We start from the raw sequence: 16,224 nt of genomic DNA on the forward strand, positions 1-16,224 counted from the left end.
GTTGCCCTGGCAGTTCTGGGGCTCGTTGCCAGGGAGCGGTTCGGCGTCGACCCGGATGATGATGTCGTCGATGCCGAGTGAGACAACTGGCTGGGCGATCGCCCCGGTCACCCCGCTGGAGCATTCTGCGCGAGTGACCTCGATAGTGACGGTCGTCGACGTGGCGGTCACGCGCTCGGAGTCGGCGAGAGTCCAGGTCGCGGCTGCGCCCACCTGGGGCGGGATCGTCGCGGTGACATCGGGGATCGCCGGGTTCGAATCTGGCAGGGCGGTCCGGGTCGCGTCGTCAAGCAGCGGGCGGACGGCGTCGTACACCCGGTTGTAGAAGCCGCTGCCGGGGTCGTCGACGCGCCCGGGGGTGCCCGACTCGTCCAGATAGACGGCCGTCGGCAGGATCCGCAGCACCGGGAGGTCCGCGTCGGCGGGGGTGACGACGAAGCCGCGGAAGCCGGGCCCGGGGTCCGGCGGGTCGGCAGGGATCACCTCCCCGGCAGCCGCACTGTCGCCGATCCTCAGGTACATTTCCTCGGCAACGTCAGGGTCGAGCGGGAGCTGCGGGTTCTCCCGTCCCGAGTAAAGGTCGACCATCACGGTGGTCCGGCCGGGCGGGGCCGCGGGCGCGTCGGAGACTGGCGTGCTGCAGCCCGAGGCGGCCAGTCCGATGCCGGCCACCACGACGATGCCAACGGCTGCCGCCAGCCAGCGCCGTACTGTAGGGGCGGCAGGTTGGTGGCCCGGTCGGGCGGCGCGGTCGACCGGACCGAGCGGGACCGCCGAAACCGGGATTGGCGACGCTCGGCAGAGACTCTCCCGGATCCGGGTCCCGAAATCACTCATGTCGGAAGTACACACCCGCCTGTGCCGCCACGCCTACCCGGTCCCTGCCTCAACCTCGCCACAACGGCGATTCAGTCTCGCGAACCCTGATCCGTTGCAGCAACGCTCTACTAACGTCTGATCATGCCGCTCCTGGGACGGTTGAATCCGGTGTGGCAGGTGTATGGCCAGACCGAATCGCATCGGTGCCCCTGCCGCGTGACCTTGACTCTTCCGTCCATACTTGCAGGAACGTACGTCATAACGTACGCTTCTTGGTGTAGGTGGTACCCATGACTGCTGTAAGCGCAACGTCTGCCCGCGCGAACCTGTACCGGTTGATCGACCAGGTCAACGAGGAGTCCGAGCCGCTGACCATCACCGGCCAGCGTGGCAACGCGGTGCTTATCGGCGAGGAGGACTGGCTCGCCATCCAGGAGACACTGTTCCTGGAGTCGGTACCGGGGTTGGCCGATTCCATCCGGCGCGCCCGCGCGGAGGGCGTCGACGCGGGCTCGACCGAGCTGGACTGGTGAGTCCCTGGACTCTGGTGTACTCAGGCCAAGCCCAGAAGGACGCCAAGAAGCTGGCCTCCTCAGGGCTGAAGACGAAGGCGCAGCACCTGCTAGAGGTTCTGGCCCAGGATCCGTTCACCACCCCACCCAAGTACGAGAAGTTGGTCGGCGCCCTCGCTGGCTGCTACTCAAGACGCATCAACATCCAGCACCGACTTGTCTATGAGGTGCTCCCTGAGCGCCACGTCGTCCACATCCTGAGGATGTGGACCCACTACGAGTAGCCACTCACCGAACATCCGGACATGCCGCTGCTTGGAAGTTCCCGTTGTATTGCGTGTGCACTTCGCTCGGCGCTCGCCGTTCGGAGATGCGAGGCGACGTTGACTAGCCTGGTTCTGACGCCGTACGCACCATGCTTACGATGAGAATCGCAGCTGAAGCCGCAGACCCTGCTTTCAACCGATTGGGCTGGCGGTCGTGCTTGACTCCATGCGCCAGGTCGAAGGCACGCGCCACGAGCTTCTTGAGGTCCGCGTTGGCGTTGCCGCCCGCTCGGTCATCCAAGTAGTTCATGAGGCGGTTCTTCGTGCGGTCCCGAGGAACCTGATCGTCGCCCACGACATCGCTCAGCACCTCTAGCACGCGCACTGCTTGGTTGCCCACAGTGCTGTAGTCCTGAACTGAGTTGGCTCGCCGCCACGCTGCTCGCAACGACTCGATCTCCACCTCCACAGTGGGCCACCCCGTGGACTCCAGCTCGCGAGCGAGCAGGTCGCGCTCGTAGGCTAGTAGTTGTTCATGGGCTGGCCGAAGCATCTCCCAAACCGTGTAGGCGCGCCGACGACTACCACTCACATCTAGGTCCGAAGTGAGATCCGCTGCGATGCCGAGACGATGGCAAATCACTTGCAACGTGCGCAGTGCGTCTTCGGTGATGTAGCGGCCTTCCTCGGTGTCGCCGTCGCGCCATGCCTCTACCCAGTCCCCTATGGCATCGAGCAGAGTGAGTGCAGCGTCCAGATCGCGTTGATCTTTCAGCTGAGCCCGCCTCGCGTGCTCAAGACGGTCGCGCTTGAACCTCCCCGTTGAGTGACCCTCTTCGTCAAGTACGAACCATGGCTCAGTGGTCATGGACACTGATCGTAGGCCGCGCCGAAGTTCGGCGAATGGGCCCAGGGATCACATCGCGCACGCGAGGGGAGACCGGCTCGCGAGTGCGCGCTCACGGAGCTCGCCGCGCGGCGTGCGATGCCTCGACACGATGGCCGCTTCCGCGACGCAGTGGAATCGAGCTGCCAGAGTCATTCATGGCACTCACCCCACGCGATCTGGAGACCAAGTAATGGAGTTCGACCTCATCCTGAAGCCCCTCAGCACGTTGGCGACACCCCTGTTCTTGCGATTGGGCCAAGAGTTGCAGAGCAAAGTACTGAAGAACCAAGCTGACGGTGGCACTCCAGATCAGCGCTTTGCCGCGTATGAGCGCCTTCGGCGGTCGTGCGTCGAGATCCGGACCGTCCTGGACATCTTGTGGTCGCTGCCGGTTGATCTCCTGGGATCCCTCATCTCGCTGCCGCTCCGCTTCCGCCTTCTCCATCAGCTGCCGGCCATGGGGGCCGCCGTTAATGATGCTTTTCTCGGCGTCGCGGTGGTGGGGCGCCCAGAGGTGCTCGAGTCGACGATGCAACTCGCGGAAGCGCTGCAGGCAACACTCAGAGCACAAGAACGAGCGGCGGGTTCCTCAAAGGGAAGGCGGCGAAGGAAAGGGCGGACAGACTGGAGCGGTTTCGACGAAGCACTAGCCGACTTCGTGGCCTGCTGCCGGAGCGATCTGGGCATCCGAGCAGCAGACAAGAAGTAGACCCCCGGCCAGGGCCTGAAGACGTCCGCATCTGCCGCTGTCGGGGCGATCGGCAGTGCCGAGCGGGTCGGTCGCGGGTACCCTCGGTGCATGAGCATCGTGACGGCCGAGAGCGCGTCGCTGCGTGCAGCGATCGTCGCGCATCGTGATGCCCTGGACGGCATCCTTCGTCGCTATCGGGCGGCCAACCCGAGACTGTTCGGCTCCGTGGCCCGTGGCGACGCCACTGGGGACAGTGACATCGATTTGCTTGTGGACTTGCTGCCCGGCGGGGGGAACGACCTGCTCCGCGTTTCCGGCGTCGCCGAAGAGTTGAGCCAGGTCCTTGGGGCGAGGGTCGACGTCGTGTCCGCGTCACTGCTGCGGGATAACGTGTCGTCCAGCGCTCTAGCCGACGCGGTGCCGTTGTGACCCGATCTGATCAGGAGCGGTTCGCCGACATTCTCCACGCCATTCAGCGTTGCCAGGATTACGAGCCCTACCTCCGGACCGACGAGTTCGCCTCTATGGCCTACGACGCGGTTCTGCGCAATCTGGCCGTGATCGGCGAGGCGGTCCGAGCCCTTCCGGTTGAGACGCGAGATGGGATGCCCGACATTCCTTGGGCTGCGATCGCGGGGCTACGGAACATCGTTGTTCACGAGTACTTCCGAGTGAATCCCGACCTGATTCTTGACCTCATTGATCACGAACTCGCCACGCTGGCCGCACGGCTGCGTGACATCTGATCCACCGGCAGCGACACCCGATGGCAGAAATGCCGACATCCGTGGAGGCCCCAGCGACGCGCGCTCATGCCGCTCCAACGAAGTCAGACGGCCTTGAGCGGCTCGATCCGGTCGAGGGTGTTGCCGAGGTGGTCCTTCTCGACCTCGAGGTCGAAGCGGGTCTGGAGGTTGAGCCAGAACCTGTCGGTGGTGCCGAAGTAGCGAGCCAGCCGCAGCGCTGTGTCGGCCGTGATGCGACGCTTGCCGTGCACGATCTCGTTGATCCGACGTGGGGGTACGCCGATCGCGACGGCGAGCCGGTTCTGGCTGATCTGCAGCGGCTCCAGGAACTCGTCCATCAGGATCTCGCCCGGGTGGATCGGTGGGATCGCTGTTGTTGATGTCATGGGTGGCACCTCCTCAGTGGTAGTCGACGATTTCGACGTCAGTGGGTCCGGCGTCGGTCCAGGTGAAGCAGATCCGCCATTGCTGGTTGATCCGGATGCTGTGCTGTCCAGCCCTGTCTCCGCGGAGTGCCTCGAGCCGGTTGCCGGGAGGTATCCGGAGGTCATCCAGGATCTCGGCGGCATCCAGCATCACCAGCTTCCGCAGGGCGACCCGTTCGATTCGCGGGTCGATGCTCTTGACCCGTTGTCGTGACCAGAGCCGTTCGGTTGCCGGGTCCCTGAAGGATCTGATCACTCATCCACTATAACGCAACGCGTCATATCCGGCACGCGGCGTTGGATGTGGGAGATGGGGTCCCCGCGCTGGGACGCGCGTGGGGACCCCTGCCCATTGCCGTCGGTCAGGCACCGAAGGCAGCGCGACCCTGTGTGGCGGAGGTACCCAGATCGCTCTTGGGGAGGGCGTGGCCGGCGGTGACGGCCGCAGTCCATGCCTGAGTGGTTGCGACGGCGGCGAAGTTGGAGTGCAGGAGTACGAGCAGGGTCTCGTGGAGCTGGTCCGCGGAGACCTGGCCGGCCTCGTTGGCCAGGTGGATGGCGCCGGTGGCGTCGGAGAGGATCTCTGCCGCCAGGCCGAGCTCCTCGGCGCCCACGGCCGTGGCGATGTCGCAGTTGTTGGTCATGTAGCCGACGATCGTGATGGTGTCGATCTCTCGTTCGGCCAACCACTGGGCGACGTCGGTGCCGGCGAAGACACTGCCCTTGACCTTGCTGACGCGCTTCCATGACGGGTTCAGGCGCTCCTCGATCTCCGGGTGCAGCGACCAGCTTTCGCTGCCGACGGCGAAGACGGGCGCACCCTGCGGCAGTTCGTGCTGCACGACGACAACGGGCAGGTCCTGCTGCTGTGCGACCTCGATGGCGGCCACGATGTTGGCGAGCGTCTGGTCGCGCGGCGGGGCCTGGATCTGGAGGATCCCGGTGAAGTACTCCTGCTGGACGTCAACGACGATGAGTGCTCGGCGGGGGGCGGTCATGGTTGTCTCCTTCAATTGGGGGAACTGACGGGATCCAGCATCGTGGGGCGCGGCGGGTATCGTGAGTGGCACGAAAGACGTTCGTCGATGGAATCGGGCCAATCATGCGGATTGCTGTTCACGCCTTCGACGGCATCACGATGTTCCACCTCGCCGCCCCCTTGCTCGTTTTCGGTGAGGTCGGCCGTCAGGGCCTGGCCGCGGGGTGGGGTCCGGTCGTGTGGACCCGCGACGGTCGCGGCATCCGGACAGCCGAAGGCCCCCGCATCGAGGACGTCAGGGGCCCAGACGCGGTGGAGGACGCCGACCTGGTGGTCCTGCCATCCTGGCCGATCGATCTGCCCATGACCGACGAGCCCCTCACAGCCAGGATCCGCGCCGCGCACGCACGCGGAAGCCGGATCGCCGGCCTGTGCCTGGGGGCCTTCCCGGTGGTCGACAGCGGCCTGCTCGACGGCCGCGGGGCCGTGACCCACTGGGGGTCAGCGGGGGAGCTCGCACGCCGTCGCCCCGAGGTGGAGGTCCGGCCCGCCGCGCTCTACGTCGACCACGGGGACGTCCTCACCTCGGCCGGCACGGCGTCGGCCATCGACGCCTGCCTGCACATCGTCCGATCCCACCTGGGCTCGGCCGCCGCAGCCACCGTCGCCCGCAGCCTCGTCGTCGCGCCCCACCGCGACGGGGACCAGGCCCAGTACATCGATCGGCCGATGCCCCAGCACGGGGGCGTGGGGCACCTCGGACCGACCATCGACTGGGCCCTGGCCCACCTCGACCAGGACCTCGGGGTCGACGACCTCGCGGCCCACGCGCGCATGAGCCGCCGCAACTTCACGCGACGGTTCGCGGAGGCCACGGGCACCACTCCCGCGCGCTGGGTCCTGGCTCGCCGCCTCGACGAGGCCCGGCGTCTCCTGGAGACGACGGCGTGGCCGGTCACGCGCATCGCCGCCGCCTGTGGCTTCACCAGCGTCGTGACGTTCAGGCAGAACTTCACCGCCACCTACGCGACCACGCCCACCTCCTATCGCCAGCGATTCTCGGCTTCCTCGACGTGACGCTCTTCCGGCCGTGAGAACCATCTAGCATCGCAGCATCAGAAGGGATGAGGTGCGATGAGGGTGGTGGACCGGGCAGCCGCGCGCTTGGCGCGTGGGGTGCGGGGCTGGATGGTCCTAGTGGCATTGGTGTTGTTCGCGGTGTTCACCGCGACGGTGCTGCCAGCCCAGGCTGAGGCCGCGGCTTCCTACACGGTCCGCTACGGCGCACCGGACACATCCCTGTGGTACTCCCCGGACGACTTGTACGCAGCGGCCGAGGCGTGGGGACGAGAGGGGCGAGCCGCCTACGTCGACGCGCGCGTGACGTTCGATGTCGTCTGGCCGCTGGTGTATGGGGCGTTCCTGGTGACGGCGCTCGCGTGGGTCTGGGCGCGAGGGACGGTTTCTGGGAGCCGGTGGCGAGGGGTGGCCCTGCTGCCGGGGGTCGCGGTGGCGCTGGACTACGCCGAGAACATCTGCGCCGCGACGGTGATGGCACGGTATCCGGCCGGGACACCGGTGCTCGCGGAGTTGGCGCCGTTCTTCACCGCCGGCAAGTGGCTGGCCCTGGCGGCGAGCTTCATCCTGCTGGTGGTGGGCGTGATCGTCGCCCTCACAGCGCGGTGGGGCCGCCGCAGTCCGCGCCCGCGCAGCTCCGCGTGAGGCCGTCAGAACCCTGATGGGTGATCGGCTGAACTACTCGCCTGAGGAACTCGCGTCGATCGTGAACCTGAGTGCGTCGCATACCGCGTCGCTGTTCCGATCTGCCGTTGGCACGAGCATCACCGATTACATCAAGCACCAGCGGTGCGCAAAGGCCCGTGAGCTCTTGATGACCACCAATTACTCCGTCACGCAGATTGGTCGACTGGTGGGCTACAGCGACCCCCTCTACTTCTCGCGGCAGTTCACCAGCGTCAACGGGGTCTCACCTCGGGCGTTCCGGGCCTCCCGCTGACCCCTGCGTCGTGCGTTGGAGCTCGGCGATGGTTGTCAGCCGCGCGACGAGTCTCCGCATCGTGGGAATCCCGCGGCACGTGACCGGGACGTCGATCAGCCGAGTCAGTACCGGTCCGGCGGAGATTCCCGCGCCGGTGGCGCTGGTGACTGCGTGGTCGCGGGTGAGGGCGTGCACGACGAGCTCGCCGGTAGCAGCAGGTTCGACGTGCGGCAGGACGAGGTCCGGGAGGCTGGGGGCGTCGAAGAGGACGAACTCCCCGGCGGTTAGGCCGGGGTCAATGTGTCCCACGGTGTCGACGAGCCAGGCGGCGGAGCGGACCACGACAAGGTCGGCGTAGCCGGTGACTGCGGTCAGGCGGGTCACGACGGACTCCGCGAGTGTTGCTGGGTCGTCGCCGGTGAAGATCACGGTGCCGTTGGTCTGGAAGTTCACGGCGGTGGTCGCCCCGGCGGCGGTGAAGGCATCCAGGAGTTCGGCGCTGCGCGGTGACCGGCTCCGCGCCTGGCCGAGGTTCATGTTCCGGAAGAACGCCACCTGGATGTCCACCTACCCGATCATTCCATGCGGACCCCGTCGAACATCCGTCATGGCCGCTGACAGCGGATGTGGAGGCAGCTATCGCGCGCTGTGGGAGCCGGGTGGTGTGCCAAGCTTGCGGCGTGCCCGTGCTCACCTCCAATCAGTCACTTGAGGCGTGTCCGCGCCGCGTGCTGGTGGCGGGGACCTCCGGGTCGGGGAAGACGACCTTGGCGTCTCGAATCGCACGTCAGCTGGGCATTCCTCACGTCGAGATCGACGCTCTCTACCACGGTCCGAACTGGACTCCTCGGGAGTCGTTCCTGGCGGATGTATCTGCACTCGTGGCGGAGGACGAGTGGGTGACCGAATGGCAGTACCGCAGTGCCCGCGCCGCCCTGGCGGCCCGAGCCGATCTGGTGGTCTGGCTCGACTTGCCGGTCGCCACGGTGATGCGTCAGGTCACGGTCAGGACGGTGCGCCGACAGTTGCGGCGCGAGGTGCCCTGGAACGGCAATCACGAACCGTCGCTATGGACGGTGTTCACCGAGCCGAACCACATCGTGCGCTGGGCCTGGAGGACCCGTCACCGGACAGGGGAGCGAATCGACGCTCTGGTGAGGGCGCGCCCTGAACTGGCCATTGTCCGGCTGCGGTCGCACCGGCAAGCGCGCGCATGGCTCGAGGGGCCGCTCGCGGCGTCGTCGCGCTGAGGCGGCGGCGCGTGCTCGGAAAGCTGCCTGCCGATCAGACGCTGATGCAAATATGGGTGCCGGGCCCGTCGTCACTTCTGCCCACCTGCGCGGGCACAATGGCGGCTGTCTAGACGGAGGATCAACGAAACCATGATGCGCCTGAACATGGCGGTGTCTCGCGAGGTGCGCGCAGAGCTTGAGCGCCAAGAACTGAAGCCCAAAGCCATCACCTTCTGGCTCAATTGCAGCGACAGCAAGGCACGAACCCTCTGCGCTGGGAACGCCGTATGGACCATGCCCGATCTGGAAGTGGTCTGCGACGGACTCGGCGTGACCGTCTCCGAGATGCTGTCTCGCTGCGCGGCCCGCCTCCAGGCACCTTGAGTCGAACGTCGCCAGCTCTTCGCGTGCTGCTGCTCGAGTCACCCGCGAGCTCGGGGAAAGGCTTCGTGGAGCTCCCACTGCAAGTCGGCGATCTGGGCCTCATTCAAGGGCCCGGGCTCGGTCAACATCGCCTTGAGCTTCTTGGGCCACACCACCGCCACGTCGTTGATGGTGAACGAGCCTCCGATGAGCGGCCAGTCTGCGTCAATGAAACACAGCACGCCGCGCACCGGCACCTCGGGACGATCAGCCAGCGCCGCCCGGATCAGGGCGACCTGCCTCTGCATCCCAGCCACCAAGGCGGTCCGATCGCGACCCCCGACCGTCAGCGACTCGACGCGAGGTCGGATGAGGCCGCCCTCGACCCGAAGCGCTGGCCGCGAGTTGCGGTATCGCTTGGCGTCCACCACAACCACGCCGGTGGGGCAGACCACCACGTGGTCGATGTTGGCCCGAGTGCGCGGGATGCGCCGGTCATGCAGAACGCGCAGCGAGTCGCCCGCCATGGACGCCAGCATCTCGCTGAGCATCCGTTCGCCCTCCGCGCCGACGGACCAGGCACGGGTGGACTGTGGATCATCGAACACTGCAAGCAGGAAACGGCCTAGCCGGGGGTGGTTGGTCAGGACACGCTCGCGGCGAGCATCGTGGCGCCGTAGGTACTCCGCCGCCGCCGACGCGCCCCCATGTCCGTCGACCACTCCCAGGGCCGGGTGACCCTCTGCGTCGGTCTGGGGCGCTCGGCCGAGGACACTGTCCGTGGAGGCTGAGTCGGCACTGGTATCAGGGGCGGCCGGCCCCGGTTGGTCCGTGGGAGCCTGCGCGCACGGCATGCAGGTCACGGTTCTGCTGGTGCGGTGGTAGTCCGCGGTAACGCCGGCGCTCAGGACGGCGCCGCAGGTCGCGCAGCGGCCCGCGTAGCGAAGCCTCATCCGCTTCACGGCCGCGATAGACGCTGATTCTCCCTCCATGGCGACTCAACGTAGCGGTCATCTGGGTTAACGTGACTGCCTGGTCGGCGAGCGTAGGGGGTGAAAAGCGATGTGTTGCATCCGCACAGCGGTCGCCGCCATCCCTCTCGCGCTGCTCCTCAGCGCGTGCGGGCCTGGCGAACCCGCCGCGTCCCCCAGTACCGTGCCCACAGACCGGGCGAGCAGCACCCTGACGCCCGAGCCGACACCCAGCGTGACCCCCAGCCCTGCTGCTAGCGCAGCCCCCAGGAAGGACCCACCCGTGCCCGACCCCTCTGTCGACGCCCAGGAGCAAGCCACCCTCGACCAGCAGCTCCGGGACGCAGCCTGGGCCAATGACGTCGAACTTGCGCGGCGACTCGTCGAGGCGGGCGCGGACGTGAACGCCAAGGACGAGACCGAGCAGTCCGCCTACCTCATCGCCGCGAGCGAGGGGTACCTCGACCTGCTGCGCCTGACGCTCGCCAACGGGGCGCTGGTGGACGACAAGGACAGCTGGAACGGCACCGGTCTCATCCGCGCTGCCGAACGCGGGCACGGCTTGGTCGTGGGGGAGTTGTTGCGGGCGGGGATCGACCGCGACCACGTCAACCGGATCGGCTACCAGGCCATCCACGAGGCCGTCTGGCTGGGCAATGACACCCCGACGTATGCCACCACCGTCAGGGTGCTCGCGGCGGGCGGCGTCGAGATGGACCTTGCGTCGCCGTCGGCTGGGTTGACGCCGGTGGAGATGGCAGTTGAACGGGGTTTCGCGGGGCTGGAGTGGATCCTGCGGACCGTGACGACCGCCGATCGTCCGGCCGACCCGGACGCCTCGTTGCTCCGCGCGGCCGAGGCGGGCGACGCCGACGGTGTCGCCGTCGCGCTGCGGGCCGGCGCCGACATCGAGGCGCGCGACGACCGCGACCGCACGGCGCTGCTGCTGTCCGCGACGTTTGATCATGTGCCGGTCGCGGAGGTCCTCGTCGCGATGGGTGCCGATCCCGACGCGCTCGACGACCGGCACGACACGCCCTGGCTGGTCACGGGCGTGACCGGCAGCGTGGCGATGCTCGAGGCGCTCCTTCCCGCGAACCCCGACCTGACGATCCGCAACCGCTTCGGTGGGCTGTCGCCGATCCCCGCCAGCGAGCGCGGGCACGTCGAGTACGTGCGTCGCGTGGTCAAGACCAACGTGGACATCAACCATGTCAACAACCTCGGCTGGACCGCGATGCTCGAGGCGGTGATTCTCGGCGACGGGGGACCCCGGCACCAGGAGATCGTGCAGATCCTGCTCGACGCCGGGGCCGACCCCACCATCGGGGACCGCGACGGCGTGACGCCGCTGCAGCACGCTGAGGCACTCGGTCATCACCGCCTCGCCGCCATCCTGCGCGGCGGGTCGCGCTGATTCGGCTCGAAGAAGCGAACGTTCGGGCGGGAGCGGCTGCAAGTTTCTCGCTGTGGGACTTCTTGCGTGCATATGCACAGCAAGAGCTCCACAGCGAGAAAGATGCAGGCTGAATCCCCTCATGGGGTCGCGCCTGGCGAGGGTGATCAGCGTGAGCGTTGCTGTGGCGGCGCAGACGGCTGAGGGCGAGGCGGGTACCTTGACCGATCCAGTGGAGTGCACGCCGGTCACGTAGCGGATGCCCATGGCGGGGCGCACTAGGCGACGGCCTCACCGCCGGGCTTCACCGCCCGCACGAAGGCGCCACTCATCACCCTGCCCGTCAGCCGTTCGCCGTCGATCCCGGTGAAGCCGGCCGACCGCACCAGCTCTTCGAGTCCCGCCTGAGTCAGGTTCCGCTGGCCCTTCTGGTGGGTCTTGAGTCCCACCGGCGAACCGCACGTGAGGTCGCGCGCCGAGAGACGAGCCGATCAGTGGTCGTCGTCGCCTCCCGAGCCGGGTCGCATGATGATCGACTCGGTGTACGCCATGGCCGGGCACTCGGCGGTCCCGCTGCGGCCGTCGTCGATCGACACCGTGATGGAGCTCATGTAGGTCGTCCTAGCGGACCGGACCGTGATGCCGTCGAACGTCTCGGTCTCGAGCTCCCGGGTGCTGGTCCTGGCCAGGTCGACGGAGATCGTCAGCTCGCCGATCGCCTCCTCGGTGATCAGGTCGATCAGCTCCGCCGTCGCCTCACCGGAGCCGCCCCGCAGCGAGATGGTGCCGCTGGCCTTCTGCGGGTCGACGCCGTCGTCGATGATGACCTCGAAGATCGGGTCGCGCCCGGATCCGCTCAGCCGCACCTCGCCGAACTCCAGGCCTGCGAGCTGGCAGATCTCGGAATCGAATCCGCTGTCGCGGTAGACGACCGCCTCGGGGTTGGTGGTCCGGACGTCGAAGGCCAGGTCCTGGGAGGTGCAGTCGTCCGCGCCGACCTGCACGTCGTAGCCGGGCACGGTGACCGACGTCACCACCACCTGGTAGTCCGTGGTGATCACGGTGCCCTTCTCCTCCCAGCTGTTGCCGGATCGACCCCGCACCTCCTCCAACACCGGATCACCCACGACAGTGCGGATGCCCTCGACCGTCGCCGTGCCGACCGGCTGTCCCGACGCGACGCTGATCAGATCCACCTCGGCCGAGAACGACCCGTCCGCGCCGAACTCGGCGGTGCCGCTTGTGCTCTCCAGGACCGTGTCGTAGTCCAGGGTCTCCACGAACATGAACGATCCGGACTCGCCCGTCGCCGACGACGCCGACGCCCCGAAGAACACGAGGTCCGTCTCGGCGGTCTCGAAGACGCACGAGACGTCACTGATGGTGTTGACGATATGTTCGCTCCGGGCCGCAGAGGCCGGGGGAGCCGCCGCGAACGCCGCCAGAAGCCCTGCGCTCGCCAGGGCCACGGCCAGTCGTCGGGCAGAAGTGGTTGTCATGAATCCCTCCTGGGTGAATGCGCCCACAGGTTAAGCAGCCGTGGATCCATGGGGAACAGGTGCGCGGGAAGTTGTGTTCAGCGCCCGCGCGTCCCACGGAGTCCTGGCCCCAGATGCCCGGATTTTGCGCCGCCATCACCCGAAGTGAGGTCCTCGCCGGACGGCGCAGCGCGTCGCGCGTGCACGCGGTGTGGGCCACACTGGGCGCATGTCTCGTGTCCCGCTGGAGCAGATCTGGCCGCCGTTCGGACTCCGCATCACCGCTGGCGACCTGCAGCTGACGGCGATCCGCGAGGGCGACCTGCCCGACCTCGTCGGACTCGTGCTGGATGGCATCCATGACCCGGCTCACATGCCGTTTCTGTTCCCGTGGACCGACGCGCCAGCAGACGAGCTGCCCGCCAACTACATGCGCTACTTCGGGCGCATGATCGCGGCCCAGACACCGGAGACCACCAACCTCGAGCTGGTGGTCCGGCGCGGGGACGAGGTCGTCGGGATCCAGGCGTTGGAGGGGAACGACTTTCCCGTGACCCGCACCCTCCAGACCGGGTCGTGGCTCGCCCGTCGCTTCCACGGCCACGGCATCGGCACCCGCATGCGGCAGGCGGTGTGCGCGTTCGCGTTCGACCACCTCGGCGCCGAGCGCATCACGTCGTCGGCCTTCCTCGACAACCCGGCATCCCTGGCGGTGAGCCGCAAGGTGGGCTATCAGCCCAGCGGGCGGCAGTGGGTGTCGCGGCGTGGGCAGCCGGCGGAGCAGCAGCGGCTGCTCCTGACGCCGGACACGTTCGTGCGCGGAGACGAGATTCTGGTCGACGGCGCGACTGAACTCCGGCGGTTCCTGGGCCTCGACTGATGGGTGGCCAGCTATCCCGGAGCATTCACGGCCACCCCCGTCGGCCGGCCCGCTCAGAAGTTCCGTTCGATGCAGGCCCGAGGCGCCTGTCTTGGGGCTTCCCGCCTGCTCTCGAGGGCAGGCGTCGCGAGGGAGGGCAGGTGCCGGGGCGACGCCTGCACTGGAGGACAGGCGTCGCCACCCAAGGCAGGCGCCCCCTGGCACAGCGGGTCTCTCGCTTCTCGCGGCGTCGTCGGGCAGGATCGCCGACATGACCGGCGCCACGCGCGAGCTCGCGATGTTCCCCCTCGGCTCCGTGTTGGTGCCCGGAATGCCACTGCAGCTGCAGGTGTTCGAGCCTCGCTATGTGGCGATGCTCTCGTCCTCGCTCGCCGGGACCGAGCGCGAGTTCGGGGTGGTGTTGATCGAGCGAGGCTCCGAGGTCGGGGGAGGAGACCTGCGCTTCGACGTCGGCACGGTGGCGCGCATCGTGTCGGTCGAGGTGGGCGACGGGTCCATCCACCTGCTGGCGAAGGGCACCACCCGATTCGAGGTCGTGCGGTGGCTCGAGGACGACCCCTTCCCTCGGGCCGAGGTGCGCGATCTCGCGTCCCTGGTGGTCGACGACTCCACCCCGTCGAGGCTCGCCGAGGCTGAGGCGGTGGTGCGGGCAACCCTCGCCAGGAGCAGCGAGTTCGTGGAACTGCCGTGGCCGGCGGACGTGGAACTGTCGGGGGACCTCGACGAGCGCATCTGGCAGGTGGCGGGCATCGCGCCGCTCAGCTCGATCGACCACTACGCCTTGCTGTGTTCGACGACCGCGGCTGAGCTGTTGGCCCGGCTGGTCGACGACACGCAGGGGGCGGAGATGGTCCTCACTGCGGGATGGGGGTTGGAGCCGGGCGACGACGATAAGGGTGTGGATCAATGACGCCCAACCCTCAGCACAGCCTCCGGCTCGCGGCGAGCGGTCCGCTACCGGTGGAGGAGGTGTGGGCGCGCTACACCCAGCCAGAATGGTGGCCGCGGTGGGCTCCCCATCTCCGCGAGGTCTACTACGGGCACCCGGTCGTCAGGCCGGGGACGACGGGGCGGGTCAAGGGCGTCGGGGGTGTGATCGCCCACTTCCGCATCGAGGACGTCGACGCGGTGGCCCGAACCTGGGCCTGGAGCGTGAGGAGCGGTCCGCTGCGGCTGTCCTTCGAGCACGGCGTGGATGCGGCCTCGCCCGGATCGGGGAAGAGGACCACGGCGTGGCTGGTGGTGCACGGCGCCTGGCCACTCGTGATCGGCTACGCGCCGGTTGCCCGGTACTCGCTAGGGTGGCTCGTCTCCCCTCCGTAGAGCGAACGCCACCGGCCACGCGGCCGATCGACGGCCCTAGTCTGGGCGGCATGAGTGCGTTCGAGGGGATCCCGTTCGAGGCAATGGACTTCTACGAAGACTTGGAGGTCAACAACTCCCGCGACTGGTGGGCCGCCAACCGCGACCGCTACGACACCGTCGTGCGCGCCCCGATGGAGGCGCTCGCCGCCGCGCTGGAGGCGGAGTTCGGGGCCACCAAGGTGTTCCGTCCGAACCGCGACGTGCGCTTCTCGGCCGACAAGTCCCCGTACAAGACGCACCAGGGCGCCGTCGTCTCGACGGCGTCGCGCATGGGCTGGTACGTGCAAATCAGCGCGGAGGGCCTGATGACGGCGGCGGGCTGGTACGCCGCGACCGCCGAGCAGGTCGCCCGCTACCGGGCCGCCGCCGGCGACGAGGAGACCGGGGCGCAGCTGCTGCGCATCGTGGACGAACTGCGGCGCGGAGGGTTCGACATCGACGGCGACCGTGTGAAGACCAGGCCGCGTGGCGTCGACCCGGATCATCCGTTCCTGGACCTACTGCGGCACCGGACGCTGACCGCCGGACGCCAGTACGGCGCCCCGGACTGGCTGCCCACGGGTGAGGTGATCGATCGCGTGGCCGCGGACTGGCGGGCCTACCGACCCCTGATGGAATGGCTGGACCAGCACGTCGGCGACGGCTGAGGTGCGCGTCAGGCCGGGACGTAGCTCAGCCTGAGGATGTCGTCGTCCATCCGGTCGGCGCTCACCAGGCGAAGTGGCGGCCGCGGACCGGCGAAGTACGGATCGCCCCGGCCGATCACCACCGGATGCAGGTAGATGCGGTACTCGTCGATGAGTCCGAGGTCGGTGAGGCTCTTGGCGAAGCGCGGGCCGGCGACCGCGATCTCCCCCTCATACTCCGACTTCAGCCTGCGGACGGCGCTCTCCAGCTCTCCCTCAAGGAGACTCGCGTTGGGGCCCACCGAGGTCAGCGTCCGGGAGGCGACCCACTTGGGCTGGGCGCGGTACGCGGCGGCGAACTCGCGCTCGTCGTCGTCCCAGGCCGGGTCGTCGTCGTCCCAGTAGCTCATGATCTCGTAGATCCGGCGCCCGTAGATCGAGGCCGCCTGGGTCCTGGCCTCCTCGATGAAGTGGCGGAACAGCGCCGGGGCTGGCGCGAACGCCTCGTGGTCGACGTAGCCGTCGAGCGACTGGTTCATCCCGAAGACAAGCTTTGCCATGGATCACACACCTCCGCTGCCCATTCT

At 67.9% G+C, this 16,224-nt stretch carries 25 protein-coding genes; 15 read left to right on the plus strand and 10 right to left on the minus strand.

Annotated elements, in window-relative coordinates:
• Positions 1 to 672, minus strand: a 672-nt coding sequence (locus BCR15_RS05280) for a hypothetical protein (protein WP_141680042.1), incomplete at its 3' end; no start/stop codon positions are given.
• 437 nt (positions 673 to 1,109) lie between these two features.
• On the opposite strand from BCR15_RS05280, the gene BCR15_RS05285 reads away from it, so the two are divergent.
• Together BCR15_RS05285 and BCR15_RS05290 are read left to right on the plus strand one after the other, a co-directional pair.
• Positions 1,110 to 1,352 carry a type II toxin-antitoxin system Phd/YefM family antitoxin gene (locus BCR15_RS05285; RefSeq protein WP_068751161.1) on the plus strand — a complete coding sequence of 81 codons (243 nt, stop codon included), beginning with the start codon at positions 1,110 to 1,112 and terminating at the stop codon, positions 1,350 to 1,352.
• Positions 1,349 to 1,615, plus strand: coding sequence for a Txe/YoeB family addiction module toxin (locus BCR15_RS05290; protein WP_068751162.1), 267 nt, complete (start codon positions 1,349 to 1,351; stop codon positions 1,613 to 1,615). The genes BCR15_RS05285 and BCR15_RS05290 overlap by 4 nt, the downstream gene beginning before the upstream one ends.
• Before the next feature lie 103 nt (positions 1,616 to 1,718).
• On the opposite strand, the gene BCR15_RS05295 is transcribed toward BCR15_RS05290, so the two are convergent.
• A complete protein-coding gene (locus BCR15_RS05295) occupies positions 1,719 to 2,465 on the minus strand; it encodes a hypothetical protein (RefSeq protein WP_068751163.1) in 747 nt (248 codons plus the stop codon).
• Between the two features lie 211 nt (positions 2,466 to 2,676).
• On the opposite strand from BCR15_RS05295, the gene BCR15_RS05300 reads away from it, so the two are divergent.
• From BCR15_RS05300 to BCR15_RS05310, 3 genes are all read left to right on the plus strand, one after another.
• Positions 2,677 to 3,195: a hypothetical protein gene (locus BCR15_RS05300; RefSeq protein WP_068751164.1), complete on the plus strand. Its 519-nt coding sequence runs from the start codon at positions 2,677 to 2,679 to the stop codon at positions 3,193 to 3,195.
• Positions 3,196 to 3,285: 90 nt separating this feature from the next.
• Entirely contained in the window at positions 3,286 to 3,606 is a 321-nt protein-coding gene (locus BCR15_RS05305) for a nucleotidyltransferase family protein (RefSeq protein ID WP_068751165.1), read from the plus strand.
• Complete coding sequence (locus BCR15_RS05310) at positions 3,603 to 3,923, plus strand: HepT-like ribonuclease domain-containing protein (protein WP_068751166.1); 321 nt, start codon at positions 3,603 to 3,605, stop codon at positions 3,921 to 3,923. Before BCR15_RS05305 ends, BCR15_RS05310 begins: the two co-directional genes overlap by 4 nt.
• A gap of 83 nt (positions 3,924 to 4,006) precedes the next feature.
• Here BCR15_RS05310 and BCR15_RS05315 read toward each other — a convergent pair whose 3' ends face one another.
• The 3 genes from BCR15_RS05315 to BCR15_RS05325 all read right to left on the minus strand — a co-directional run bounded on the left by BCR15_RS05315 (position 4,007) and on the right by BCR15_RS05325 (position 5,346).
• Positions 4,007 to 4,309 (minus strand): HigA family addiction module antitoxin, encoded by a 303-nt coding sequence (locus BCR15_RS05315; RefSeq protein ID WP_068751167.1) that lies wholly within the window; start codon positions 4,307 to 4,309, stop codon positions 4,007 to 4,009.
• Between the two features lie 13 nt (positions 4,310 to 4,322).
• On the minus strand, positions 4,323 to 4,604 hold the full coding sequence (locus tag BCR15_RS05320) for a type II toxin-antitoxin system RelE/ParE family toxin (protein WP_068751168.1): 282 nt from the start codon (positions 4,602 to 4,604) through the stop codon (positions 4,323 to 4,325).
• 106 nt (positions 4,605 to 4,710) lie between these two features.
• On the minus strand, positions 4,711 to 5,346 hold the full coding sequence (locus BCR15_RS05325) for an isochorismatase family protein (RefSeq protein ID WP_068751169.1): 636 nt from the start codon (positions 5,344 to 5,346) through the stop codon (positions 4,711 to 4,713).
• Between the two features lie 104 nt (positions 5,347 to 5,450).
• Between BCR15_RS05325 and BCR15_RS05330 the strand changes: the two genes are divergently transcribed.
• The 3 genes from BCR15_RS05330 to BCR15_RS05340 all read left to right on the plus strand — a co-directional run bounded on the left by BCR15_RS05330 (position 5,451) and on the right by BCR15_RS05340 (position 7,344).
• Positions 5,451 to 6,404 (plus strand): GlxA family transcriptional regulator, encoded by a 954-nt coding sequence (locus BCR15_RS05330; protein WP_068751170.1) that lies wholly within the window; start codon positions 5,451 to 5,453, stop codon positions 6,402 to 6,404.
• 120 nt (positions 6,405 to 6,524) lie between these two features.
• Positions 6,525 to 7,049 carry a hypothetical protein gene (locus BCR15_RS05335; RefSeq protein WP_141680043.1) on the plus strand — a complete coding sequence of 175 codons (525 nt, stop codon included), beginning with the start codon at positions 6,525 to 6,527 and terminating at the stop codon, positions 7,047 to 7,049.
• A 16-nt stretch (positions 7,050 to 7,065) separates the two neighbouring features.
• Entirely contained in the window at positions 7,066 to 7,344 is a 279-nt protein-coding gene (locus BCR15_RS05340; protein WP_068751172.1) for a helix-turn-helix domain-containing protein, read from the plus strand.
• Here the strand turns inward: BCR15_RS05340 and BCR15_RS05345 are convergent.
• On the minus strand, positions 7,315 to 7,893 hold the full coding sequence (locus BCR15_RS05345; protein ID WP_068751173.1) for a DUF1697 domain-containing protein: 579 nt from the start codon (positions 7,891 to 7,893) through the stop codon (positions 7,315 to 7,317). The genes BCR15_RS05340 and BCR15_RS05345 overlap by 30 nt on opposite strands.
• Positions 7,894 to 8,006: 113 nt before the next feature.
• On the opposite strand from BCR15_RS05345, the gene BCR15_RS05350 reads away from it, so the two are divergent.
• A complete protein-coding gene (locus BCR15_RS05350; RefSeq protein WP_228383420.1) occupies positions 8,007 to 8,576 on the plus strand; it encodes an AAA family ATPase in 570 nt (189 codons plus the stop codon).
• Between the two features lie 132 nt (positions 8,577 to 8,708).
• Entirely contained in the window at positions 8,709 to 8,942 is a 234-nt protein-coding gene (locus BCR15_RS05355; protein ID WP_068751174.1) for a hypothetical protein, read from the plus strand.
• 38 nt (positions 8,943 to 8,980) lie between these two features.
• On the opposite strand, the gene BCR15_RS14900 is transcribed toward BCR15_RS05355, so the two are convergent.
• Positions 8,981 to 9,529, minus strand: coding sequence for an NERD domain-containing protein (locus BCR15_RS14900; protein WP_176715187.1), 549 nt, complete (start codon positions 9,527 to 9,529; stop codon positions 8,981 to 8,983).
• 646 nt (positions 9,530 to 10,175) lie between these two features.
• Here BCR15_RS14900 and BCR15_RS05365 point away from each other — a divergent pair.
• The gene (locus BCR15_RS05365) at positions 10,176 to 11,309 is read left to right on the plus strand and encodes an ankyrin repeat domain-containing protein (RefSeq protein WP_068751176.1); all 1,134 of its coding nucleotides are present in this window, start codon (positions 10,176 to 10,178) and stop codon (positions 11,307 to 11,309) included.
• Positions 11,310 to 11,566: 257 nt separating this feature from the next.
• Here the strand turns inward: BCR15_RS05365 and BCR15_RS14905 are convergent, their stop codons facing one another.
• Positions 11,567 to 11,737, minus strand: a complete 171-nt coding sequence (locus BCR15_RS14905; RefSeq protein WP_153302359.1) for a hypothetical protein — start codon at positions 11,735 to 11,737, stop codon at positions 11,567 to 11,569.
• Positions 11,738 to 11,779: 42 nt separating this feature from the next.
• Complete coding sequence (locus BCR15_RS05370; RefSeq protein WP_141680044.1) at positions 11,780 to 12,787, minus strand: hypothetical protein; 1,008 nt, start codon at positions 12,785 to 12,787, stop codon at positions 11,780 to 11,782.
• Positions 12,788 to 12,995: 208 nt separating this feature from the next.
• Here BCR15_RS05370 and BCR15_RS05375 point away from each other — a divergent pair, with 208 nt between their 5' ends.
• The 4 genes from BCR15_RS05375 to BCR15_RS05390 all read left to right on the plus strand — a co-directional run bounded on the left by BCR15_RS05375 (position 12,996) and on the right by BCR15_RS05390 (position 15,658).
• Positions 12,996 to 13,646, plus strand: a complete 651-nt coding sequence (locus BCR15_RS05375; protein ID WP_078919594.1) for a GNAT family N-acetyltransferase — start codon at positions 12,996 to 12,998, stop codon at positions 13,644 to 13,646.
• A 250-nt stretch (positions 13,647 to 13,896) separates the two neighbouring features.
• Positions 13,897 to 14,556 (plus strand): LON peptidase substrate-binding domain-containing protein, encoded by a 660-nt coding sequence (locus tag BCR15_RS05380; protein WP_197971680.1) that lies wholly within the window; start codon positions 13,897 to 13,899, stop codon positions 14,554 to 14,556.
• On the plus strand, positions 14,553 to 14,969 hold the full coding sequence (locus tag BCR15_RS05385) for an SRPBCC family protein (RefSeq protein WP_068751178.1): 417 nt from the start codon (positions 14,553 to 14,555) through the stop codon (positions 14,967 to 14,969). Before BCR15_RS05380 ends, BCR15_RS05385 begins: the two co-directional genes overlap by 4 nt.
• 50 nt (positions 14,970 to 15,019) lie before the next feature.
• The gene (locus BCR15_RS05390; protein ID WP_068751179.1) at positions 15,020 to 15,658 is read left to right on the plus strand and encodes a DUF2461 domain-containing protein; all 639 of its coding nucleotides are present in this window, start codon (positions 15,020 to 15,022) and stop codon (positions 15,656 to 15,658) included.
• Positions 15,659 to 15,666: 8 nt separating this feature from the next.
• Here BCR15_RS05390 and BCR15_RS05395 read toward each other — a convergent pair whose 3' ends face one another.
• Complete coding sequence (locus BCR15_RS05395; protein WP_068751180.1) at positions 15,667 to 16,197, minus strand: dihydrofolate reductase family protein; 531 nt, start codon at positions 16,195 to 16,197, stop codon at positions 15,667 to 15,669.
• Positions 16,198 to 16,224: the final 27 nt, after the last annotated feature.

The organism is Tessaracoccus lapidicaptus (assembly GCF_001693815.1).
Taxonomy (GTDB): domain Bacteria; phylum Actinomycetota; class Actinomycetes; order Propionibacteriales; family Propionibacteriaceae; genus Arachnia; species Arachnia lapidicapta.